18 protein-coding genes are annotated in these 22,146 nt (G+C 77.1%); 9 read left to right on the top strand and 9 right to left on the bottom strand.

The features are described 5' to 3' along the window. Nucleotides 1-12 precede the first annotated feature (12 nt). Nucleotides 13-2,157 (top strand): glutamine synthetase III family protein, encoded by a 2,145-nt coding sequence (locus tag ITJ85_RS00430; RefSeq protein WP_217914386.1) that lies wholly within the window; start codon nt 13-15, stop codon nt 2,155-2,157. Nucleotides 2,158-2,220: 63 nt separating this feature from the next. Here the strand turns inward: ITJ85_RS00430 and ITJ85_RS00425 are convergent, their stop codons facing one another. The 6 genes from ITJ85_RS00425 to ITJ85_RS00400 form a co-directional block, all read right to left on the bottom strand. After that, the gene (locus tag ITJ85_RS00425; RefSeq protein WP_217914385.1) at nt 2,221-3,405 is read right to left on the bottom strand and encodes a glycosyltransferase family 4 protein; all 1,185 of its coding nucleotides are present in this window, start codon (nt 3,403-3,405) and stop codon (nt 2,221-2,223) included. 4 nt (nt 3,406-3,409) lie between these two features. Further along, nucleotides 3,410-3,811, bottom strand: coding sequence for a hypothetical protein (locus tag ITJ85_RS00420; RefSeq protein WP_217914384.1), 402 nt, complete (start codon nt 3,809-3,811; stop codon nt 3,410-3,412). Then, nucleotides 3,808-5,325, bottom strand: coding sequence for a sugar transferase (locus tag ITJ85_RS00415; RefSeq protein WP_217914383.1), 1,518 nt, complete (start codon nt 5,323-5,325; stop codon nt 3,808-3,810). The genes ITJ85_RS00420 and ITJ85_RS00415 overlap by 4 nt, the downstream gene beginning before the upstream one ends. Nucleotides 5,326-5,435: 110 nt before the next feature. Next, nucleotides 5,436-6,296 carry a class I SAM-dependent methyltransferase gene (locus ITJ85_RS00410; RefSeq protein WP_217914382.1) on the bottom strand — a complete coding sequence of 287 codons (861 nt, stop codon included), beginning with the start codon at nt 6,294-6,296 and terminating at the stop codon, nt 5,436-5,438. Continuing rightward, nucleotides 6,293-7,345 (bottom strand): glycosyltransferase family 4 protein, encoded by a 1,053-nt coding sequence (locus ITJ85_RS00405; RefSeq protein ID WP_217914381.1) that lies wholly within the window; start codon nt 7,343-7,345, stop codon nt 6,293-6,295. The genes ITJ85_RS00410 and ITJ85_RS00405 overlap by 4 nt, the downstream gene beginning before the upstream one ends. A 796-nt stretch (nt 7,346-8,141) precedes the next feature. Then, complete coding sequence (locus tag ITJ85_RS00400) at nt 8,142-8,546, bottom strand: acyl-CoA thioesterase (protein ID WP_217914380.1); 405 nt, start codon at nt 8,544-8,546, stop codon at nt 8,142-8,144. 196 nt (nt 8,547-8,742) lie between these two features. Between ITJ85_RS00400 and ITJ85_RS00395 the strand changes: the two genes are divergently transcribed. Genes ITJ85_RS00395 through ITJ85_RS00375 form a run of 5 tightly spaced genes read left to right on the top strand, consistent with a single transcriptional unit; the run spans nt 8,743 to nt 15,832 of the window. After that, a complete protein-coding gene (locus tag ITJ85_RS00395; RefSeq protein ID WP_217914379.1) occupies nt 8,743-10,005 on the top strand; it encodes an RNA polymerase sigma factor in 1,263 nt (420 codons plus the stop codon). Then, the gene (locus tag ITJ85_RS00390) at nt 10,002-12,401 is read left to right on the top strand and encodes a carboxypeptidase-like regulatory domain-containing protein (RefSeq protein ID WP_217914378.1); all 2,400 of its coding nucleotides are present in this window, start codon (nt 10,002-10,004) and stop codon (nt 12,399-12,401) included. Before ITJ85_RS00395 ends, ITJ85_RS00390 begins: the two co-directional genes overlap by 4 nt. Nucleotides 12,402-12,450: 49 nt before the next feature. Beyond that, entirely contained in the window at nt 12,451-13,548 is a 1,098-nt protein-coding gene (locus tag ITJ85_RS00385; RefSeq protein WP_217914377.1) for a glycosyltransferase, read from the top strand. Beyond that, nucleotides 13,545-14,726 (top strand): glycosyltransferase family 4 protein, encoded by a 1,182-nt coding sequence (locus ITJ85_RS00380; protein ID WP_217914376.1) that lies wholly within the window; start codon nt 13,545-13,547, stop codon nt 14,724-14,726. The genes ITJ85_RS00385 and ITJ85_RS00380 overlap by 4 nt, the downstream gene beginning before the upstream one ends. Nucleotides 14,727-14,734: 8 nt before the next feature. Beyond that, complete coding sequence (locus ITJ85_RS00375) at nt 14,735-15,832, top strand: glycosyltransferase (RefSeq protein ID WP_217914375.1); 1,098 nt, start codon at nt 14,735-14,737, stop codon at nt 15,830-15,832. Here ITJ85_RS00375 and rfbC read toward each other — a convergent pair. Next, nucleotides 15,820-16,377, bottom strand: a complete 558-nt coding sequence (gene rfbC / locus ITJ85_RS00370; RefSeq protein ID WP_217914374.1) for a dTDP-4-dehydrorhamnose 3,5-epimerase — start codon at nt 16,375-16,377, stop codon at nt 15,820-15,822. The genes ITJ85_RS00375 and rfbC overlap by 13 nt on opposite strands. A 121-nt stretch (nt 16,378-16,498) precedes the next feature. Here rfbC and ITJ85_RS00365 point away from each other — a divergent pair, with 121 nt between their 5' ends. Then, a complete protein-coding gene (locus tag ITJ85_RS00365; RefSeq protein ID WP_217914373.1) occupies nt 16,499-17,194 on the top strand; it encodes a polyprenol monophosphomannose synthase in 696 nt (231 codons plus the stop codon). Nucleotides 17,195-17,238: 44 nt separating this feature from the next. After that, nucleotides 17,239-18,003 carry a class I SAM-dependent methyltransferase gene (locus ITJ85_RS00360; RefSeq protein WP_217914372.1) on the top strand — a complete coding sequence of 255 codons (765 nt, stop codon included), beginning with the start codon at nt 17,239-17,241 and terminating at the stop codon, nt 18,001-18,003. Between the two features lie 27 nt (nt 18,004-18,030). Here the strand turns inward: ITJ85_RS00360 and ITJ85_RS00355 are convergent, their stop codons facing one another. Beyond that, nucleotides 18,031-19,170, bottom strand: a complete 1,140-nt coding sequence (locus ITJ85_RS00355) for a UDP-N-acetylglucosamine 2-epimerase (RefSeq protein WP_217914371.1) — start codon at nt 19,168-19,170, stop codon at nt 18,031-18,033. Next, nucleotides 19,167-20,204, bottom strand: a complete 1,038-nt coding sequence (locus tag ITJ85_RS00350) for a glycosyltransferase family 2 protein (protein ID WP_217914370.1) — start codon at nt 20,202-20,204, stop codon at nt 19,167-19,169. Before ITJ85_RS00350 ends, ITJ85_RS00355 begins: the two co-directional genes overlap by 4 nt. Before the next feature lie 22 nt (nt 20,205-20,226). Between ITJ85_RS00350 and ITJ85_RS00345 the strand changes: the two genes are divergently transcribed. Beyond that, nucleotides 20,227-22,131: a DUF6311 domain-containing protein gene (locus tag ITJ85_RS00345; RefSeq protein WP_217914369.1), complete on the top strand. Its 1,905-nt coding sequence runs from the start codon at nt 20,227-20,229 to the stop codon at nt 22,129-22,131. Nucleotides 22,132-22,146 lie beyond the last annotated feature (15 nt).

Genomic DNA, 22,146 nt, shown 5'->3' with positions numbered 1-22,146 from the left:
CCCCGCCAAGCCATGCCCAGAGTCCGTGAGAGCAACGTCATCGCCGCGCAGTGGAGCCCCAACGGCTCCGCCGTCCAGCCCGGCGACCTGACCATTCCCGGTGCCTCCGTCTACGGCGCGAACGTCTTCGGCCCCGACGAGCAGCGCGCGCGCCTGCCGAAGGACGTCTACCGGCAGCTGCAGGCCACCATCGAGCGGGGCGAGCCCCTGGACCCGAGCCTGGCCGACGCGGTCGCGCTCGCCATGAAGGACTGGGCGCTCGGCAAGGGGGCGACCCACTACACCCACTGGTTCCAGCCCCTGACCGGCTCGACCGCCGAGAAGCACGACTCGTTCTTCTCGCCGGTCGACGGCGCGTCGATCGCCCACTTCTCCGGCAAGGAGCTGATCCGCGGCGAGCCGGACGCCTCGAGCTTCCCGAGCGGCGGCATCCGCGCCACCTTCGAGGCGCGCGGCTACACCGCCTGGGACCCGACCAGCCCCGCGTTCATCATGGAGAACCCGAACGGGGCGTACCTCTGCATCCCGACGGCGTTCGCCTCCTGGACCGGCGAGGCGCTCGACACGAAGATCCCGCTCCTGCGCTCGATGGCCGCGCTCAACAAGTCGGCCCTGCGCGCGCTGCGCCTGTTCGGCGACGAGACGACCCAGCGCGTCTTCACGACGATCGGGCCGGAGCAGGAGTACTTCCTGATCGACGAGCAGTTCTTCTACCAGCGCCCCGACCTGGTGGCGACCGGCCGCACGCTGTTCGGCGCCAAGCCGGCGAAGGGCCAGCAGCTCGACGACCACTACTTCGGCTCGATCCCCGAGCGGGTGCTCGCCTACATGCTCGAGGTGGAGCGCGAGCTCGGCAAGCTCGGCGTGCCGATCAAGACCCGCCACAACGAGGTGGCGCCGGCGCAGTACGAGATCGCGCCCGTCTTCGAGAACTCGAACATCGGCACCGACAACCAGCAGCTCTGCATGCAGGTGATGCAGAACGTGGCCCGCCGCTACGGCCTGGTGTGCCTGCTGCACGAGAAGCCGTTCGCCGGCGTGAACGGCTCGGGCAAGCACAACAACTGGTCGATGAGCACCGACGACGCCAACCTGCTCGACCCGGGCGAGACGCCGCACGACAACCTGCAGTTCCTGTTCTTCGCCACGGCGGTGATCAAGGCCGTCGACAAGCACCAGGGCCTGCTGCGCGCCTCCATCGCGGGGGCCGGCCAGGACCACCGGCTCGGCGCCAACGAGGCCCCGCCGGCGATCATCTCGATCTTCCTCGGCAAGGAGCTCGAGGACGTCTTCACGGCGATCGCCGCCGGCGAGCCCGCCGTCAGCGTGGCCCGCGAGGTGATGAACCTCGGCACGCACGTGCTGCCCGACCTGCCGCGCGACACGGGCGACCGCAACCGCACCAGCCCGTTCGCGTTCACCGGCAACCGCTTCGAGTTCCGGGCGCTCGGCTCCAGCCAGTCGCCGAGCTTCCCGAACACGGTGCTCAACACGATCGTCGCCGAGGCGATCGACGACCTCTGCGAGGAGCTCGAGCGGGCGGTGACGGGCGGCGGCACGGTCGAGGACGCGCTCTCGGGCGTGATCAAGTCGACGTACGCGCAGGCCGGCCGGATCGTCTTCGACGGCGACGGATACTCCGAGGAGTGGCACCAGGAGGCCGCGCGCCGCGGGCTGCTCAACCTGCGCAGCACGCCCGACGCCCTGCCGGAGATGGTCTCGGAGCAGACGACGGCGCTGTTCGGCAACTACGGCGTGCTCAACGAGCGCGAGCTGCACTCGCGCTACGAGGTCGCCCTCGAGCAGTACGTCATCAAGCTCAACATCGAGGCCGAGACGGCCGCGGACATCGCGGCGACGATGCTGCTGCCGGCGGCGGCGCGCCACCTGGTGCTGCTGAAGGACGCGGGGCTCACCACCCTCGCCCAGGAGACCGCGGCGATGATCGGCGAGTTCGAGGCGGCCATCAAGACGCTCCAGCGGGCCAACCTCGACGAGAACCACCCGCAGGACCTCATGGACGAGGCCCGCTACATGCGCGACACGGTGATGGAGGCGGTGGCCGCGGTGCGCGAGGTCGCCGATTGGCTCGAGCGCACGGTGGCCGACGACCTGTGGCCGCTGCCGCGCTACTCGGAGATGCTCTTCATCAAGTAGCCCGGGCGCCCCGAGCCCCCGCCCCGACGGCCCCGTCCGCCCACCTGGGCGGGGCCGTCGGCGTCAGCGGGCGGCCAGGGGACGCCGGACGCGCGCGAGCAGGCCCCGCCAGCGGCGGGCGCACGCGTCCCAGGTCTGCCCGGCGACCCAGCGCCGGCCCATCCCGCCGAGCGCCTCGCGCAATCTGGGGTCGGCCGCGAGGCGCGAGAGCTGGCGCGCGTAGGTGAGGTCGTCGGTGTAGAGCAGGCCGCCGCCCGAGCGGGCCGTCTGCCCGGCCAGCACGTCGGAGCGCGCCGTGGCGAGCGTCGGCCGGCCGGCGCCCCAGGCCTCCAGCGCGAGCAGCGAGAGGCTCTCGTTGGCCGAGGGCACCACGACGACCTCCGCGGCGTCCAGCAGGTCGGCGCGGGTCGCCTCGTCCACGAACCCGGTCGTCCGCACCCAGGCCGGCAGCGCCAGCTGGCCGGCCGGCCGGCCGGCCAGCACCAGCGCCAGGCTGCCGCCCGCGGCCCGGTAGCGGGCGTGGGCGCGCACGAGCGCGTCGAGGCCCTTGGCGGCGTCCACCCGCCCCACGTAGAGCGCGAACCGGGGCGGCAGGGCGGCGAGCCGCGCGCGCGCCCGCGCCCCGTCGCCGGCCGGGGCGGGGTCGAGCCCCGCGCCCACGATCGCCTCCGGCCGGCCGCGGATGCCGTGCAGGTCGTCCACCAGCCGCCGCTCCTCGGGCGTCATGAACGCCAGCCCCGCCGCCATCCGCACCAGGCCGCGACTGAGCGCGAAGCGCAGCATCGGCTCGTCGTGGGCCAGCGGCACGAGCACGGAGCGCTCCCGGGCCAGCGGCAACGCCAGCTGCGAGGTGGCGTACAGGTAGGTCCACAGCGCGAGCGCCTCGTGACGCGCCCGGGCGCCGGCCAGCGCCCGCAGCATGCCCGGGGCCACGGGACCCTGCGCCAGCGCCCAGGCCCGCTCCTCGGCGGCGTCGCCGCCGCCGGCCAGCGACAGGCGCCGCACGAGCGCGGCCGACCGCGACGGGTCCGGCGGCTCGGCCGGAAAGCGGTGAACGACCACGTCGCCGTCCCGCTCGGTCCCCGGCGCGAAGTGCGGCGCCCAGGTCAGGTAGTCGCGGGCGGTGGTCGTGTAGATCTCGACCTCGTCCCCTCGCGCCGCCAGCGCCCGCGCGGTGGCGCGGCAGAGCGCCTCCGCGCCGCCCGCCACGCCCTCGCCGTACCGCTGGACGACGAACGCGACCCGCACGCGCTCAGCCGCCCCGCTCGCGCTCCAGGTCGGCGACCCGGCGCTCGAGGCGGGCGATCTCGGCGCGCTGGCGGTGGCGGTCGCGCTCGAGCTGGGCGAGCAGGCCCGCGAGCTCGGGGGTCAGCAGGCGCACGACCGCGCGCCGCGCGGACGAGACCAGCCGGCCCGCCGGCCCGCGCCGCGCCGAGGCGGCGGGCTCGGGGATGCGGAGCGGCGGCAGCGGCGGCTCGCCGCCCGCGCGCCGCAGCGCCACGAGCAGCGCGTCGGGGTCGGGATCGCCCCCCGCGGCCGCGCCGGGCCCGCCGGCCGCCGCCGGCTGCGGGAGTCCACCGGGCTCCCCCGCCGACGACCGCGCGTCGCCGCGCGCGCCCGCGCCGCGCGCCGAGGCGCCCCAGCGGGGGCTCAATAGGCACCCTTGCGGCCCAGCACCACCGGGATCGTGCGCGCCATGATCGTCAGGTCGAGCCAGATCGACCACGTCTCGATGTAATAGAAGTCGAGCCGCACCAGGTCGTCGAACGACAGCTCGCTGCGGCCGCTCACCTGCCACAGCCCGGTGAGCCCGGGCAGCACCAGGTATCGCTTCTTGTGGAGGTCGTCCAGCCGCTGGTAGTCGCGTAGCGGCAGCGGCCGCGGCCCCACGAGCGACATCTCGCCGCGCAGGACGTTCCAGAGCTGCGGCAGCTCGTCGATCGACAGCCGCCGCAGCACCCGGCCCACCCGGGTCACGCGCGGGTCGGCGCGCATCTTGAAGATGGCGCCGTCAGCCTCGTTGGCGTGCTCGAGCCGGTCCTGCTCCAGGTGGGCGCCCACCCGCATCGTGCGCAGCTTGAAGCAGGTGAACTCGTGCTCCTCCACGCCGACCCGCCGGTCGCGGTGCAGCACCGGGCCGCCGTCCTCCAGCCGGATCGCCACCGCGGCCGCCGCGAGCACCGGCATCAGCAGCAGGCCGAGCAGCGAGCCCACCACCAGGTCGAAGGCGCGCTTGGCGAGGAAGGCGGCGCCGCCCAGCACCGGCGGCCGCAGCTCGAACAGCGGCAGGCCCGGGGCCGGCACGGCCTGCACCGAGTGCGACAGCAGCTCCGCCGTCGTGGGCGCGAGCCGCACCGGCAGGCCGCGCCGGCGGCACACCTCGAGCAGCTCCAGCACCGGCGCGTCGTCGCCCGCCCAGCCGGTGAGGATCACCTCGTCCACGGCCTCCGGGTCGAGCGCCCGGCGCAGCTCGCCCGCCGCGCCGCCCGCGCCCTCGCGCCCGAGCCCGGCGATCAGCTGATGCGAGCCGACCACCCGGTAGGGCACGCCCTGGCGGCTCTCCGAGCGCTCGAGGCTCGCCGCGATCGACGAGACGAGCGCCGGCGACCCGACCAGCAGCGCCCGCCGCTCGAACCGCAGCGCGTCCAGGGCGAGCGCGGTCACGCTGTCGTAGCTCGCCCGCAGCGCCACGACCAGCACGCTCACCAGGAACCAGGACGCGTAGAAGATGTAGTAGGTGTCGAAACGCCACCCGGCCACGAGCGTCACCGCCAGCACCACGAGCGTCGACAGCGTCACCGACGACAGCACCCGCGCCGCGCCGCCGCGCTGCTCGCGCGGCGCGTAGAGGCGGTTCTTGGCGAAGACCAGGATCATCGTCGCGGCCGCCAGGGGCAGCGCCTTCTGCTCCACCGCCCAGATGGCGCCCGAATCGACCGCCTGCCCCTGCACGAGCAGCTTGATCGCCAGCGCCGCGTAGACCCCGGCGAAGCAGGCGGTCACGTCGATCGTCACCAGCACCGCCACCGACAGCACCCGCCGCACCGCCGCCGCGCCCGCCGGGCCGGACAGCAGGGGCAGGAAGCGGGCGTCGCGGCGCGCGTGCCGGCGGTCCGGCGCGGGGGTCGCGATGGGCGGCTCGCCGTGCCGTGTGGGCCGGGTGGTCACCCGGGCCGCCGTACCGATACGGCTCGCCGCGCGGGATTCCGGACCGCGCACCGCCGCCGAGGTCGCGTCCACAGCATCTGCGGATCGTACTGTCCGCGCCCCGCCGATGCTCAGTCGGGCTTGCGCAATCGCAGGTAGACGACACCGAACGGAGCGCCGCCGACCTCCGCCGGTCCCCCGATCGGGATGACGTTGCGCGCCGCCACCAGCGGCAGCAGGTTGCCGGCGAGGAACGAGAGCGGGCGCGCCCCGAAGAACCGCGCGTGCACCGGGCGCCGCTCGCGGACGTACTCGCGGGCCTCCTCCCGCCAGGGCAGCCCCAGCAGCCGGGCGTCCAGGGTCGCCGGGCCGTAGCGACGCTCGAAGAAGGCGCCCGCGCGCCCGTCGTCGGCGTCGCCCTCCGCCGGGGTCGCCGCCCCCGCCGCGGCGTAGACCGGGCGGGGCGTGCGCACCTCCGCCGGCCGGGCCGCGACGTTCGTCGTGAGGTGCAGGACGCCGCCCGGGCGCAGCACGCGCCAGATCTCCGCCATCGCGCGGACGTCGCCGTCGCCAGGGATGTGCTCGATCACCGAGACGCACGCCACCGCGTCGAACGCGGCGTCCGCGAACGGCAGCCGGCGGGCGTCGGCGACCCGCAGGTCGAGCGCCGGGTCGAGCGCCCGCCACAGCTCGATCTCGTCCTCCAGGAGGTCGATCCCCGTCCAGCGCCCCTGGCCCTCCGCGTTCAGGAGGCTCGCCAGCAGCTTCGGGCTCGACACGTCGAGGCACGCGCCGCAGAAGCGCTCGTCCGCGACCCGGCCGAGCTCGTGGAAGCGCCAGGGCTCGAGCGGCACGAGCACGCGATAGAGCGCGCCGCGCACGTGCCCGCCGCCGCGCCGCGCCCGGGCCGCCCGTGCGATCCACCGCCAGCCGAGCCGGTGGCTGTGGAGCATCAGCCGCGCCCAGGCCGGCGTGCGCCGGCCGCCGCTCACCTGCGCACGGCCTGCCGGTAGACGTCGCGGGTCGCGGTCGCCGACGCCGGCCAGGAGTACCGCGCCGCCTCCTCGCGGCCCGCCTCGCCGCGCTCGCGCAGCGCCGCGCGGTCCGAGAGCGCCTCCGCCAGCGCCTCGGCGATCCCCTCCGGCGTGACCCGGTCCTCGTCGAGGAAGAGCGCCGTGCGCCCGCCGATCTCGACCAGCGAGGAGTTGCGCGCGCAGAGCACCGGGCAGCCGTGCGCCATCGCCTCGACCACCGGCAGACCGAAGCCCTCGTACGCCGACGGGTAGGCCAGCAGCGTCGCCCGCCGGTAGAGGTCGAGGAGCTCCTCGCGGCGCACGAAGTCGCGGATCTCGCACGCCGGCCCGGCCGCCGCGCGGACGTGCTCCTCGTCCCCGCCGGGTCCGCCGACCACCAGGAGGCGGCAGGGCGGCGGGTCGGCGGGGGCCGCGGCGTAGTAGCGCGCGTGCCCCTCGATGAGCACCCCGATCCGCTTGCGCGGCTCGCGGATGCCCACGCTCAACACGATCGGCTCCCGCGGCCCGGGCGGGCGCGTGTCCGGGTAGACGCCGTTCGGGACCACGCGCAGCCGCTCGGGCGAGAGGCCGTAGAGCTCCTGGAGGTCGCGCGACGTCGACTCCGACACCGCGATCACCCGCGTCGCCGTGCGCAGCGAGCGCCGCGCGAAGAACCTCGCGTACCTGCGGAAGCCCTCCGGAAAGGCATCGGGCACGCGCTCCCACGCCAGGTCGTGCATCGTGACCACCGTCGGGCAGGGGCTCCACCACGGGCCCCACGTGACCGGCGCGTGCAGCACGGCGGCGCGCCGGCGCCAGGCGATCAGCGGCAGCAGGACGTGCAGCCAGAGCACGTCGAGCAGCAGGTTGCCCCACGAGGTGATCCGGCCGAGCCGCGGCAGCCCGGGGGGACCCGAGACCCACTCGACGCGCAGGTCCGAGACCGGCTTCGTCTCCATCTCGTGCCGCAGCTCGTGGATGTAGGTGCCGATGCCGGTCTTGCGGCGCCGCGCCATGCGCCCGTCCACCAGCACGAGCGACGGGCGCTCGCCAGCGCCGCCCCCGCCCGGCGGACCGGCGGGCCGGGCCGCGGTCGTCCGCCGGCCGCGCGGGCCCGCCTCGGCCGGTCCGCCGCCGGATCGGCCGCGGCGGCGCAGGAGGCGTGGTCGTCTGACGGTCATGCGGGCGGTCCCCTCGGGCGACTCCGGAGCGGTCACCCGCGCCGCCCCCCTCGGTGGTCATGCCGTCGTCATGGGGCGGCCCACGATCGACGTCGCCAGGGAGCCTACAGGCAGGCCGTCCGCTGCGGCCGCCCGGAGCGCCGCCCGCCGGGAGCGCGCGAGGCCCAGCGCCAGCCGCAGCGCCGCGTCGATCCCCGCCGAGCCACTCGTTCGCGCGGTCGCAGTGCACCAGCACCGCGCCGCCGGGCTCGTCGAGCAGCTCGCGCACCGAGCGCGTCAGCGCGTGCAGCTCGTCCCGTGCCTGCGCGGGGTCGCGCAGCGGGTGCCACCGCACGACGAGGCCGGCGTCCGCGTAGTCCGCCAGGGCGTGCCGGGTGCGCATCGCGGACACGACCGCCTCGACGCCCTGCTCGCGCCACCAGGCGATCTCGGCCGCGCGCAGGGCGCGGCGATGGCTGCGGCCGCCCCGCCCCGGCCGCTCGGCGACCGCCAGGCGCCCGGGCAGGATCCAGCTGTACCTGAGCGGCTCCATCCCCGCCTCCTCGCTCGGTGACTCGTGAGGGGAGGCTCCGCCGGGACGCCGTCACGGGACCACACCGGGGCGTGACGGATCTGTGACGCCGCGGTGCCGGCGGCGGGTGCGCTATCCGTCCGGCTCGGCGAGCTGGCGCAGCCAGCCGGGCACGGGCACCGGCTCGCGCGTCGCGCGGTCGACGCAGACGTGCACGAGCTCCGCGCGCGCCATCGGCTCGCCGGCGCGTGTGAACGCGTGGCGGCTGCGGAACGACGTGCGCCCCACCCCGCCGAGCGAGGTCCGCTGGTCGATCACGTCGTCGAGCATGATCCGCCCCTCGAAGGTGCAGCGCGTCTCGACGATGGGGATCCCGGGCCCCGTCTCGAGGAGGTCCACGAAGGGGTGGCCGACCTCGGCCAGCCATTCGCAGAGGCCCCGGTCCATCCAGCGGTGGACGGCCGTGAAGTGGATCTGGGCCACGTCGACCTCGGACATCACGACGCGGAAGCGCGCGGTGTGGACGTGCGGCGGCACGTCAGCACCCTAACGGCGCGCCCGCCCTCGCGGAGAACGCCGCAATTTGCGGGTCGTTCGTCGCGGGGCACCCGTCTCGGGGGGGTGGAAAGAACGGCCGCGGGCCCTCACCCGTCCAGGTCGGCGCGCGCGCCGTCCGTTCGACCAGTTGCAGCTTTTGCCAAGTTCACCGCAAACTTTCCATGACCGAGCCGCAATGACCGACGACCGCACACCGCCACCCACCGACGACGACCGCCGCCGCGCCGCCTGCGCCGCGATGGCCTCCGCGCCGGGCCTGATCCGCTTCGCCAGCCGCTTCACGCGCTCGCTGCACGACGCCGAGGACGCGTACCAGCGCGCGATGGAGATCGCCCTCACGCGGGCGCCGGTCACCGAGCCCCGCCGCTTCATGGCGTGGCTCCACACGGTGCTGCGCCACGAGGCGCTGGCGGTGAGCCGGGCGCGGCGGCGCGAGGGCCCCGGCGCCGAGGCGGACGTCCCCGAGGCCTACGGGGACCGCCTGGAGGACGCCGTGCCGGTGGACGCGCTCGCGGAGTGGCGGGAGCGGTACCGCGCGATCCAGGACGGCCTGGCCGGGCTCACGGAGGCGCAGCGGGTCTGCCTGCTCTTCCGCAGCGCCGGCGTCAGCTACGAGCGCATCCACCAGATCACGGGCTACTCGCTGCGCAAGGTCGAGCGCTCGATCCTCGAGGGGCGGGCGAGCCTGTCGGCCTGGGAGGTGCGGCTCGCCGAGGGCGAGGCCTGCCTGCGGCTGGACGGCGCGATCGCCCGGGTGGCGACCGGCGAGGCGACCGCCAAGGAGCGCCGGACGGTGTCGCGCCACGTGCGCCACTGCGGCGCCTGCCGCGCCGTCCTGCGCGACCGCCGGGCGTCGAACGAGTGGATGGCGGGCCTGGTGCCGGTCGCGCTGGTCGGCGGGGGCGCGCTCTCCGGCGTGCCCGACCCGACGCCCGCGCTCGCCTGGTGGGACCGGCTCGCCGGCGGCGCCACCGTGCGGGCGGGCACCGCCATCCAGACCGCCATGGAGCTGCCGGGCACCGCGCTGGCCAAGGTCGGGGCGGGCACGGCCGCGCTCGCGGTCGCGGGCGTGGCCGGGGCCCCGGTCGTCGCGGACGCCGTGCGCCCGGCGCCCTCGCGACCGTCCGCCGTGACGGTGGAGCGGATCGCCGAGGCCCCGCCCGCTCCGTCGGCGGCGACGCGGCCCGCCGCCGCCCGGAGCGCCCCGGCGCCCGCCCGGGCGCAGCCCCGGCGGGCGCGGCCGGCGCCGACCCACGCGCGCGCGCGGGCCGCCGTCCGCAGGGCGCCCGCCCGGCGCGCCGCGCCCGTGGTCGCCGTCGCGGCACCGCGCGCGCCGGCGCCGGCCCGCTCGCATTCGGCACACGCGACGCCCCCGCCGGCGCCCGCGCCGCCTGCCGCACCCTCACCGTCAGCCGTCGCCCTGGAGTTCGGACCGTGAAGCGCCCGCGTCGCATCCTGATCGCCGCCCTGACCGCCACCGCCCTCGTCGTGGCCGTCGCGCCCTCCGCCGCGACGGAGGGCAACCTCTACCCGTACGGCGCCTCGATCTGGTCGACGAGCGGCCAGTTCGGCGCGACGGTGCTCCCCGGGCCCGAGTGGCTGGTGCAGGGCCCCGCGCTGTCCCCCGCCGCCGACGTCAACCACTGGGAGATGAACTGGGGCTGCCCGGTCCCGGGATCGGAGATCGCCGTCGTGCGCTTCAGCGCCCTGCGCACGCAGGCGCCGAGCTCGATGGCGATCGAGGTCACGGGCGACCGCCGCGTCCTCTGGTCCGAGGGCGACGCCGCGATGCCGCAGTCGCCGGCCGGCGGGCGCGCGTACTCGGTCGGCCTGCCCGGCGGCCAGTGCAACGTGCACCTCGCGCTGCGCCAGGTCGAGCGGCGCAACCAGCACGCGCGCGGCTACTTCATCGACGGGCCCGGCGTGCTGGTGCGCGACGTGACCGCCCCGGGCGTCGCGCTGCGCGCGCTGAGCGGCGGCTGGCTCAACGCGGGCTCGCGTATGCGGGTCGAATGGACGGCGGCGGACAACTTCGGCGCGGACGGCATGGGCCCCCAGCGCGTGGTGGTCGCGGGGCAGCCGCGGTGGAGCGGCGCCCCGGGTGCGGGCGACCACGCGGTCGAGCTGCCGCTCGACGGCCTCCCCGACGGCACCCACGCCGTCGCCGTGGAGGTGGACGGCGACGGGACGGCCGGGGGCGCCGCGCACGGCACGGTCCACATCGACCGCACGCCGCCATCGGCGAGCGGCGCCACGGCCACGGCGCCGGGCGCCCCCGGCGTGGTGGCCGCGTCGTGGACGGCCGCCGACGACCTCTCGGGCGTCGCCGCCGGCGCGCTCGAGCTCAACGCGGCGCCCGACGGCTCCACCGCGGGCGCGTGGACCCAGGTCGGCCCCGCCGGCGGCGCCGGCCCGCGATCGGTCAGCGCGCGCGCCGCCGGGATCGCCGACGGCCTCCACGCGTGGCGGGTCCGGACGACCGACGTCGCGGGCAACACCGGCGTGGCGGCCGGCGCGGCGGGGGTGGTCGTCGACACCACCCCGCCGGCGCTCGAGGTCCACGGCGGCGGCGCGGGCTGGTTGCGGCGGGCGGAGATCGATCTGACGGTCACCGACAACCTCCAGTCGGAGCTCGGCGTCGGGCCGGTCGAGATCGACGTGAACGCCGCCGCCGACGGCGGCGATGGCGGCATCTGGCTCCGGCGGGCGGCGTCGGCCGGGTCGGCGGGGCGACGGGTCGTGCCGATCGACCTCTCCGGGCTGGCGGCGGGGCGCCACGCGGTCCGCATCGTCGCCCGCAACGGGGGCGCCTTCGGCGCCTCGCTCGCGGCGGAGCGCCGCGTCGTGCTGAGCGTCGACGCCGTCCGGCCCTCCATCGCGCGGCTCACGGCGTCCGCCGGCGCCGACGGCCAGCTGGCGGTCGCGTGGACCGCCGACGACGAGCACTCCGGCGTGGCGGCCGCCCGGCTGCAGTGGCGCGACGGCGACGCCTGGCGCACGCTGGCCGCGACGCCGAGCCGCGACGGGGCCGACGCGCTGAGCGTGGACGCCTCCGCCCTGCCGCCCGGCGAGCGCGCGCTGCGCCTCGTGATCACGGACCGCGCCGGCAACGAGGCCACCCGCGGCGAGAGCGTCCGCCTCGCGGCCGGCGCGACGGCGGCGGGCGCGCCCGATCCCGCGGCCCGCCTGCGGTCGGCGCGCCTGCGCGTCGCGGTCCAGGGCGCGCGGGCCGTCCGCCGCGACGGCCGCACCCTCCTGGTCCGCCGGCTGACCGCGGGCGGCGCGGTGCGGATCACCGGCACGCTGACCGACCGGGGCGGGCAGCCGATCGCGGGCGCGGACGTGCAGGCCCGCGGCCACCGTGGCCGCGTCGTGGCCCGCGCCCTCACGGGCGCCCGGGGCGGCTTCGCCCTCCTGGCGCGCCCCCTCGCGGGCGGGCCGCTGCGGATCGGGGTGCCCGTCGGCCGCGAGCTGCTGCCGGAGCGGCCGGGCGCCGACGTCCGCCTCGACGTGCGGCCACGCCTGTCCGTGGCCGCCTCGGCGACGGGCGTCGCGGTCGGGGGCCGGGTGCTCTTCACCGGCCGCATCACGCCGGCGCCGCGAGCGCTGGGGTACGGGGCGCGCAAGGGCGTGGTGCTCGAGTGGCTCGACCCCATCCGCCGCACGTGGCGGCCGGTGGTCAACGCCCGCGTCCGCCGCGACGGCACCTTCGCGATCCCGTGGTCGTTCGCCGTCGGCGGGCTCACCCACCCGATGCGCGTCACCGTGCCGACCGAGGTGGGCTGGCCGCTGCAGCAGGCGCGCTCGCCGGTCATCCGGGTGCGCGTGTCCTGACCGCCGCTGCCGCGGGGCGAGCGGGCCGGCGAGTAGGCTGTCGCGCCCGATGCCCGCCCCGGCCCTGCTCGACGCCACGCCGCTCGCGGGCGGCCACTCGGATCGCGGCATCGGCGCCGCCCTCCGGGGGCTGCTCGGCGGCCTGCGCGCCCTCCCCGAGGGCGAGCGACCGCGGCTGCTCGTGCGGGAGGGGCAGCCGGTCCCGGAGGGGTTCGCGGCCCGCGCGGTGCGGTGGCCGGCGTGGCCGCTCCACCGCATCCCCGACCCCTGGCCGGCGACGCGGGGCGAGCGCGTGGCGCGGGCGGCCGCCGGGGGCGCGGTGTTCCACGCGACGCAGCCGAGCCTCGTGCCCGCCGGCAGGACCGTGGTCAGCTGCTACGACATGATCCCGGCGGCCTTCTGGCCGGAGTACCTCGGCGGGCCGGGCCGCGCGGCGCAGGCCGTCGCCTACCGCCGGTTCGAGCGGCGGCTGCGCCAGGCGACGCTCGTGATCGTGCCCTCCGGCGAGACGGCGGACGACGTCGTGCGGCTGGCCGGCGTGGACCCCGGGCGGGTGCGCGTGGTGCCGCTCGCGGCGCCCCCGGCCGCGGCGCCCGAGGGGCCGGCGCCCGCGGGGCCCTACGTGCTCTACGCGAGCGCGATCGAGCCGCACAAGAACGCGGCGCTGGCGCTCGAGGCGATCGCGGCGACCGACCCGGGCGTGCGCCTCGTCATGACCGGCCCCTGGTCCGCGCGGCGGGCGGCCCGGCTGCGCGGCCACGCCGCGCGGGTGGGCGCGGCGGGGCGGGTGGACTGGCTCGGCCTCGTCCCGGCAGGGCGCCTGGCGGCGCTGCGGGCGGGCGCGGCGGCGGTGCTGGTGCCCTCGCGCAAGGAGGGCTTCGGCCTGCCCGTGCTGGAGGCCATGACCGCCGGCGTGCCGGTGCTCGCGTCCGACACGCCGGCGCTGCGGGAGGTCGGCGGGGCCGCGGCCGAGTACCTGCCGGTCGCCGACCCGGCCCCCTGGGCGCGGGCGATCGCGCGCCTGGCGGGCGACGCGGCGGAGCGGGCGCGCCGCGGCGAGGCCGGCCGGGCGCGCGCCGCGGCCTTCTCGTGGCAGGCCACCGCGCGGGCGGTCGTGGCGGCGCACCGCGAGGCCGCCCGGGGATGAGCCTGGTCGCGATCGACTGCCACATGGTCGGGCAGGCCGCCGCCGGCGACGCCGGCAACGCGCGCTACGCGGCGACGCTGCTGGCGGCGATGGCCGCGACGGCGCCCGACGGCGACGCCGTGGCCGCGCTGGTGGCGACGCCCGAGGGGGCGCGGGCGCTCGAGCGCTTCGGCCGCACGGTCGGCGTGCCCGCCAACGACGTCGCGCGGCTGGCGCGCGCCGCCCCGCGGGCCCTGGCCGACCTGGCGGCGGACGCGGCCGTGTTCACCTACGTGTCGCCCGGCTGGTGCCCGTGCCCGGTGCTGCTGGCCGTGCACGACGCGACCTTCATGACCGACCCGCAGTGGCTCGGCGCGCGGGCCCGGGCGGTCCTGCGCGGGCTGGTGCCGCGCTCGGCGCGCAGGGCGCGCGTCGTGCTCGCCCTGTCGGCCACCGCCGCCGCGGACGTCGCGCGCGCCCTGCGCCTGCCGGAGCACAAGCTGCGGGTGGTGAGCCCGCACCCGGCACCGGTCTTCACGCCGGAGGACCCGGGCGACGCCGGCGGCGCCGCGGCGCGGGTGGCGGCGCGCTTCGGCCTGGGCCGCTACTGCCTGGCGGTCGGCGACCTGGGGCCGCGCAAGAACCTCGGCGCGCTCGGCGACGCGGTGCGGGCGGTGCGGGCCCGCGGGACCGAGCTCGAGCTGGCGCTGGTGGGCAAACCCGGGCCGGGCGGCGAGCGCATCGCGGCCCAGTCGGGCGGGCGGTGGCTGGGGCACGTCGATGACGCGACGCTCGCGGACCTCTACCGGGCGGCGGCGGTGACCGCGTACCCCTCGCTCTACGAGGGCTTCGGGCTGCCGGCGGTCGAGGCGATGGCCTGCGGGAGCCCGGTGGTGGCGAGCGACCGCGGGGCGCTGCCCGAGGTGACCGGGGGCGCCGCAGTGCTGACCGAGCCGTCGGCGCGGGGCATCGCCGACGGGCTCACGCTGGCCCTCGACCCCGGGGTGGCCGGGCGGCTGCGCGCGATGGGACCGGAGCGGGCGGCCGCCTACAGCCAGGCGGCGATGGGCCGGGCGGCGTGGGCGGCGGTGGCCGAGGCGCTCGGCCCCGGCCCCGGTGCCGGGCGGGGCGGGGGCGCGAGCAGGGGCGCGGGCGCGGGCTGGGGCGGGGGCTGGGGCGGGGGCGGGGGCGCCGCGTGAGGATCGCGATGCTGGGCACCCGCGGCATCCCGGCCGCGTACAGCGGCTTCGAGACGGCGGTCGAGCACCTGGCCGGGCGCTTCAGCGCCCGCGGGCACGAGGTGACCGTCTACTGCCGCCCGCACATGACCGAGCGTCGCGCCACCCACGCGGGCGCCCGGCTGGTGCACCTGCCGACGGTGCGCTCGAAGCACCTCGACACGCTGGCCCACACGCTGGTCAGCACCGTCCACATGGCGACGCGGGCGCGGCCGGACGTGGCGCTCTACTTCATCGCGGGCAACGCGCCGGGGGCGGCGCTCGCGCGCCTGGCGGGGGTGCCGTCGGTGCTGCAGATCGACGGCCTCGACTCGGAGCGGGCGAAGTGGTCCGGCCCGGCGAAGGCGTACCTGCGGCTGGCCGAGCGGCTCGCGCCCGCCGCGGCCACGATCGCGGTCACCGACTCGGCCGCCGTGGCCGACGCGTACGAGCGCCGCTACGGCCGGCGCATCCCGTGGATCCCGTACGGCGCCGAGATGCCCGACCCCGGCGACGCCGGCCAGTGCGCGCGCCTCGGCCTCGAGCCGGGCCGCTTCGTGCTGTTCGTGGGCCGCCTGGTGCCCGAGAACAACGCGCACCTGCTGGTGGAGGCCCACCGGCGCCTCGGGACGGACTGGCCGCTGGTGGTGGTGGGCGACGCCCCGTACGCCGAGGACTACATCGCCCGGCTGCGCGCGGCCGCCGGCCCGGACGTGCGCTTCCCGGGCTACGTCTTCGGCGACGGCTACCGCGAGCTGGTGCACCGCTGCGGCGTGATGTGCGCGCCGACCGAGGTCGGCGGCACCCACCCGGTGATCGTCGAGGCCATGGCGGCCGGCGCGCCGCTGCTGGTGAGCGACCACGCGCCGAACCTCGAGGTGGTCGGCGACGCGGCGGCGACGTTCCCGCTGACCGGCCGGGCGGGGGCGCTCGCCGAGGCGCTCGGGGCGCTGATCGGCGACGGGGCGCGCCGGACGGACCTCGGCGGCCGCGCCGCCGCCCGGGCGGCGGAGCGCTACTCCTGGGACGCCTGCGCCGACGCCTACCTGCGGCTGTGCGAGGTCGTCGCGGGGCGTCAGCCCGCGTAGGCGAACGGCAGCTCGCCGGCGACGTCGGCCAGCCGCGGGGCGGCGCGGTCGCGGTCCGAGACGATCCGCTCGCCCCCGGGCCAGGCGATGGCCACGTCCGGGTCGTCCCAGGCGATCGCCCGCTCCTTGGCGGGGTCGTAGTACTCGGAGCACTTGTAGACGACGTCCGCGACGTCGCTGAGCACGTAGTAGCCGTGCGCGAGGCCCGCGGGCACGTGGACCATGCGGGCGGACGCGTCGTCGAGCTCCACCGCCTGCCATCGCCCGAACGCCGGCGACCCCCTGCGCAGGTCGACCGCCACGTCCAGCACCCGCCCGCGCGCGCACCGCACGAGCTTCGCCTGGCCCGGATCGACGGAGAAGTGCATCCCCCGCAGCACGCCGCGCACGGAGCGGGCGTGGTTCTCCTGCACCCACGGCCCGCCGACCCCGGCCTCGTCCGCCAGCGACTGGCGGTACGTCTCGACGAAGAAGCCGCGCTCATCCGCGTGGACGGTCGGCTCGAGGATCACCAGCCCCGGGATGCCGGACTCCACGCGTCGCACGGGCGCGAGTCTACGGGTGGCGACGGCCTCGGGTACCATCGCCCGCCGTGCCGCAGCCGACCCCCCGACGCCGCTGACGCAGCCGCGGCCGCGCCCCCCGGCGGGCCCCGTGTGGGTCTGCGTGCCGACCTACAACGAGGCCGAGAACGTGGAGCGCTTCGTCGAGGCGGTGCTCGCCGTGATGGCCGGGGCGGGCATCGACGGCCACGTGCTCGTGGCCGACGACGGCTCGCCCGACGGCACCGGGCGGCTCGCCGACGGGCTGGCCGACCGCCACCCGAACGTGCGCGTGCTGCACCGGCCGCGCAAGGAGGGCCTCGGGCCGGCCTACCGGGCCGCGTTCCGGCACGCCATGGCGCAGGGCGCCGAGCTGCTGGTGGAGATGGACTGCGACTTCTCGCACGACCCGGCGGCGCTGCCGTCGCTGATCGCGGCGGCGGCCGACGCGGACGTGGTGATCGGCTCGCGCTACGTCCCGGGCGGCCGGGTGACCGACTGGAGCCTGCCCCGGCGCGCGATCAGCCGCTTCGGCTGCGTCTACGCGAAGGTCGTGCTGGGCGTCCACGTCGAGGACCTGACGAGCGGCTTCAAGTGCTTCCGCCGCGCGGTGCTCGAGGAGATCCCCCTGGACGAGGTGAACGCCGCCGGGTACGGCTTCCAGATCGAGATGACGTACCGGGCGCTGCGCCGGGGACGGCGCGTGGCCGAGGTGCCGATCACGTTCACCGAGCGCACGGCCGGCACGTCGAAGATGTCCGGGCGCATCGTCTGGGAGGCGGCCGTGCTGGTGCCCTCGCTGCGGTTGCGGTCGGTGTAGGCGCCCGCCGTGCCGCGCGAGCGCATCGCGTACACTCCCGCGCCGTGACGGCCACCCAGCGATCGATCGAGCCGCGCGCGGCGCTCCGCCGCTGGATGGAGCGGATGTGGGACGACGCCGAGCGCTCGTATCGGCAGCAGATCCTCGACCTCGTGCCGAGGCGGCCCGGCGCCGCCATGCTGGACGTGGGCTGCGACGACGGCGAGTGGACCTCGCGCGTCGCGTCGAGCGGCGGCTTCGCCCCCGAGCGGGTCTCGGGCATCGAGATCGTCGACGAGCGACGGGAGCTGGCCCGGGCGCGCGGCTTCGACGTCCGGCCCGGCGACCTCGACGAGCGCTGGCCGTTCGACGACGAGTCCTTCGACCTGGTCCACGCGAACCAGGTCATCGAGCACGTCGACCGGCTCGATCACTTCGTGAGCGAGATCGGGCGCGTCCTCCGGCCCGGCGGGCAGGCGCTCGTCTGCACCGAGAACCTCGCGAGCTGGCACAACGTCGCGGCGCTCGCCGCCGGCTGGATGCCGTTCTCGCTGACGAACGTCAGCGAGCGAGGCAACATCGGCAACCCGCTCGCGCTCCATCTCGGCGAGCCCCCCGAGCACGGCGCCTCGTGGCTGCACACCCGGGTCCTGACGCTCGACGGCCTCTGCGCGATCTTCGAGGCGCACGGCTTCGAGGTCGCCCGGACCTTCGCGAGCGGCTTCCACCCCGCGCCGGGACGGACGGCGAGGGCGCTCGCCCGCCGCTTCCCGCGCCACGCGCACTTCATCGGCGTGCTCGCGACGCGCAGGCCGCCCGGCCCGGCCTGACGCCCCGGGCGCCCGCGACGGCGGGCGTCAGCGCAACGCGCGCTCCCCGTGCGCGAGGCCGTCGGCCGGCGCGTGACCGGCGCTGACGAGGTACTCGAGGATGACGGCGGTGGGGCTCACCGTGGCGCCGGCCGGCGCGCCGGACGGCCGTTCGGCGAGGAACCCGCGGAGGACGCCGACGTCCAGCCCCGAGAGCACGACGGGGCCGTCCAGTCCGTCCTGACGCTCGGTGGCCGCCCGGTGCACGAGGCAGGGGTGCCCGAGCTCGGCGCACTCCTCCTGGCATCCGCCCGAGTCGGTCACCAGGTACTCGCTGCGCTTCAGCAGCGAGATGAACGGCACGTAGCGCTGGCGCGGCACGCGGTGGATGCCCGGGGCGGCGACGAGGTGGTCGAGGCCCTGCGAGCGCAGCGCCTGCACCGTGACCGGGTGGTCGATGAACACCAGCGGGAGCCGCTGCGCCTCCTCGCGCAGCACCTCGAGGACGGCGGCGAGGGCCGACCGCGAGCGGAGCAGCTCGAAGCGGTGGATCGAGACGAGCCCGAAGCGGCCGGGGGGCACGCCGGCGGGCATCGGCGCGTCGTCGTCGACCAGCGCGAGGGCGTCGCGGATGGTGTTGCCGCCGGTGTCGACGATCGTGCCGCCGACCCGTGCGCGCCGGAGGTTGCCGGCGGCCCAGGAGCCGGGGGCGAAGTGCAGCTGCGCCAGACGTGACGTGATGCGCCGGTCGAGCTCCTCCGGAAAGGGGTTGCGCCAGTCGCCGCTGCGCAGGCCCGCCTCCACGTGCCCGACGCGGGCGCCCAGCAGCCGGCCGATCACGGCGCCGATGACGGTGGTGAAGGTGTCGCCGTGCACGAGCACGAGCGGCGGGCGGCCGTCGCCGCGCACCGCGGCGCGCAGCGACCGGCGGTGGCGGATCACGCCACGGGCGACGCCCGCGAGCCAGCCCGGGATCTGCCCCGCGCGCTCGAGGTCGCCCGCGCCCGGCGTGCGGTCGATCCAGAGGTCGGGCGGCGGGACGCCGAGATCCTCCAGCATGGACGGGATCTGCTCCGGCTGCTGCGCCGTGCACACGGTGAAGGCGGGGCACCCCGCCTCGGCGAGGCGCCGCAGCAGCGGGGCGAGCTTGATGAGCTCGCCCGTCGTGCCGTAGATCGCAGCGATCACCGGCGCACCCGCGCTCGCAGCGCGGCGGCCGCGCCGCGCCACACCCCGGCGCCGTAGACGAGCGCCCACACCGGGCCGAGCAGCGCCAGCGCGGCCGTGTCGGCCGGCCGGCGCCGGTGGACGGCCGCGACCGCCGCGCAGGCCAGCGGGGCGACGGGGACCGCCCGCAGCGCCGCCCGGGGCCGGGCGGCGGCGACCGCCACCGCGAGCGCGCTCACGGGGAAGAACAGCAGGAGAGGGACGAGGAAGCGCGTCCCGCGCCGGAGGAAGCCATCGACGAAGACGACGCCCCGGTGGTGGCTGTGCCTGAGGAACGGCAGCAGCGCGCCGCGCCCCCGGTAGAGGCACGAAAAGCCCGGCGAGATGTTGATGCGCCGCCGGGCCGCGAGGTGCCGGATCATGACCGTGTCGTCGTTCGCGTCGCGGACGTCCTCGTAGTGGGAGGAGAACGCCTCGATGGCGCCCATCAGCTCATCGCGCGGCGCGAGGAAGCACGTGGTGCCCTTCGGGAACCGGTCGAACTCCTCGAGCCCGTACGAGGTCGTCCGGGGGTCGTCGAAGTACTCCCGGAACGCGATCTCGGTCAGCACGTTCCAGAACCGGGCGTAGAGGTTGCCGTCGACGTCCACGTCGACGTGCGCGTTCCAGATCACGGCCGACGGGTCCGCCGCGAGCCGCTCGGCCACGAACGCGAGCGCGTCGGGCCCCAGGGACACGCGGCTGTCGATGAGCAGCACCAGCTGCCCCGAGGCCGCCGCGACGCCCGCGCGACGCGCGGCGAAGCGGCCCGCGTTCGCCTGGCGGACGACCGTCAGGTCGAGGCCCGTCTCGAGCGTCGCGAGCGCCTCCTGCGTCGGCGGATCGGATCCGTCATCGACGATGATCAGCCGGACGTCCTCGAACGGCGAGCGCCGGACCGCCTCTTCGAGGTCCGCCACGGCCCGTCGGATCCACACCGGCTCGTTGAAGACCGGGATCACGACGGACAGCGATGGCGCGCGCTCCGACGCCGAGTGATTCCGCCCCCCGGCCACCCGGCGAGTATACGCAGGCCGCATGGGGCGGCCTCCGTATACTCACGCCGATGCAGCAGGGGGCGGCGACGTCGCCGAGCACGAGCGGATCCGGCCTGCGCAGGACGGGCGAGGGGCTGCCATAGCGAGCCGGGCCGACGACCCGGCCGCGCGCCGGACGCCGGGCGCCCTGCGGGCGGCGCTCGCGGGGCGCCGCTCCCGCGTCGCCGCGGTGCTCGCGCTCGGCGTGTTCGCCGCGCTGGCGGTCGAGGCGACGTGGCCGTTCGCCATCCGGCCGGCGACGACGCTCACCGCGCCGATCGGCTACGACGTCAGCGGAAGCGTCGCCAAGTTCGCCGCCATCGTCCGCGAGGGGACGACGCCCTTCTCGTCCGGCACCCTCCACTCGATCGCGGCGCCCGGCGGCGTCCCGCTGACGCCCGGCCTCGACGCGGCATCGGTGCTCTCGTCCGCCCCGCTGTGGCTCGGGTCCGCCACGATCGGCGCCATCCCGACCCACGGGCTGTTCACGCTGCTCGGGCTGATCCTGACCGCCACCGCGGCCTTCCTGTTCGTCCGCTGGCTGACCGGCAGCGTGGGCGCCGGCCTGGTCGCGGGCATCGCGGCCGGCTTCTTCGCCCACATCCGCCTGATCGCCGTCGCCGCCCAGACCTACACGCACCTGTGGGCGTACATCCTCGTGCTGTGGGCGTTCACCGCGCTCATCCGCCGGCCGGACCGCCGGCGCGCGCTCCTCGCCGGGCTGTCGGTCCTCCCGGCCGTGTTCTGGACGCCCTACTTCACGCTCCACGTGCTGGTCGAGGCGCTCGCCTGCGGCCTGGTGGCCCTCGCCGTGCTCGCCCACACCCGCGGGTGGGGCGTGGCGCTCGGCCGGGTCGCGCTCACCGCGGTCCCGGTCGTCGCGGGCCTCGTCGCCTACGTCGGGATCGGCGTGGCCAACGGCTTCGCCGACGTCCCCACCCGCGAGAGCTCGGACCTCTACACCCAGTCGGCGCATCCGCTGATGTACCTCCTGCCGGGCCACAGCGCGTGGGCCTGGGGCGAGGGGCCCTACGAGGCGCTCGTGGACGCCGTGCCGCGCGCGGTCGGCACCAACTCGTACCTCGGGCTGTCCGTCCTGGCGCTGGCGGGGGTGGCGTGCGCCTGGCTCGCGCGCGGCGCCGTCCGGTCCGCGCGCCGGCCCCGGCCGGCGCGCCGGCCGCCGTCGCGGGCGGCCGCCGCGGGGCTGCTGGCGGCCGCGACCGCCGCCGCCGCCCTCGTCTGGTCGCTGCCGCCGACGATCGGCCTGGCGGGCGTGGACGTGCCGATGCCGAGCATGATCACGACGGAGGCCGCGCCCGCGCTGCGCGCCGGTCAGCGCTTCGTCATGCTCGCGATGGTCGCGCTCGCGGTCCTGGCCGGTGTCGGCGCCGCCCGCCTGCTGCGGCGCATCCCGCCGCGCGCCGTCCCCGCGGTGGCCGCGGCGATCGCGGCCGTCGTGGCGGTGGACGTGGCCGCGGTGCCCGTCGAGGGGACCACCCGCGTCGCCCCCTCGCCCGCCCTCACCGCCCTCGCCGGCGCGCCCGACGGCCTCGCGATCCACTATCAGGGGCTGACGTACGGCGGGCTCGCCGTGGGACGGGTCGCGCGCCCCTGCGTCCTGCAGATCCAGCACGGGCATCCCCTCGTCAACGGCTGCAACTTCAGCGACGACCCGGCCCTGATCGGCCGCCTGCTGGGGCTCGACGACGTCGGCTCGTGCGAGACGCTGCGGAGCCTCCAGGGCATGGGCGTGCGCTATGTCATCCTGGACGCCGGCCTGCAGCCGGCACGGTGCCGGCCGGGGCCCCGCCTCGCCCCGCTGGCGCGCGACGAGGACTTCGCGGTCGCGCGCCTCGCGGCGGCCGGCGCGTCGCCGGACGGGGGGTCGCCGGCGGGCGGGATCTAGACTCCGCCGTCGCCT

Source organism: Miltoncostaea marina, assembly GCF_018141525.1.
Classification (GTDB): domain Bacteria; phylum Actinomycetota; class Thermoleophilia; order Miltoncostaeales; family Miltoncostaeaceae; genus Miltoncostaea; species Miltoncostaea marina.
This window is presented reverse-complemented; position numbering and strand designations above follow the sequence as displayed.

Excerpts from the sequence above, each read along its gene's own strand:
- ITJ85_RS00430 (WP_217914386.1), top strand. The coding sequence starts at position 13 with ATGCCCAGAGTCCGTGAGAGCAACGTCATCGCCGCGCAGTGGAGCCCC.
- ITJ85_RS00395 (WP_217914379.1), top strand. The coding sequence starts at position 8,743 with ATGACCGACGACCGCACACCGCCACCCACCGACGACGACCGCCGCCGC.
- ITJ85_RS00385 (WP_217914377.1), top strand. The coding sequence starts at position 12,451 with ATGCCCGCCCCGGCCCTGCTCGACGCCACGCCGCTCGCGGGCGGCCAC.
- ITJ85_RS00380 (WP_217914376.1), top strand. The coding sequence starts at position 13,545 with ATGAGCCTGGTCGCGATCGACTGCCACATGGTCGGGCAGGCCGCCGCC.
- ITJ85_RS00375 (WP_217914375.1), top strand. The coding sequence starts at position 14,735 with ATGCTGGGCACCCGCGGCATCCCGGCCGCGTACAGCGGCTTCGAGACG.
- ITJ85_RS00345 (WP_217914369.1), top strand. The coding sequence starts at position 20,227 with ATGGGGCGGCCTCCGTATACTCACGCCGATGCAGCAGGGGGCGGCGAC.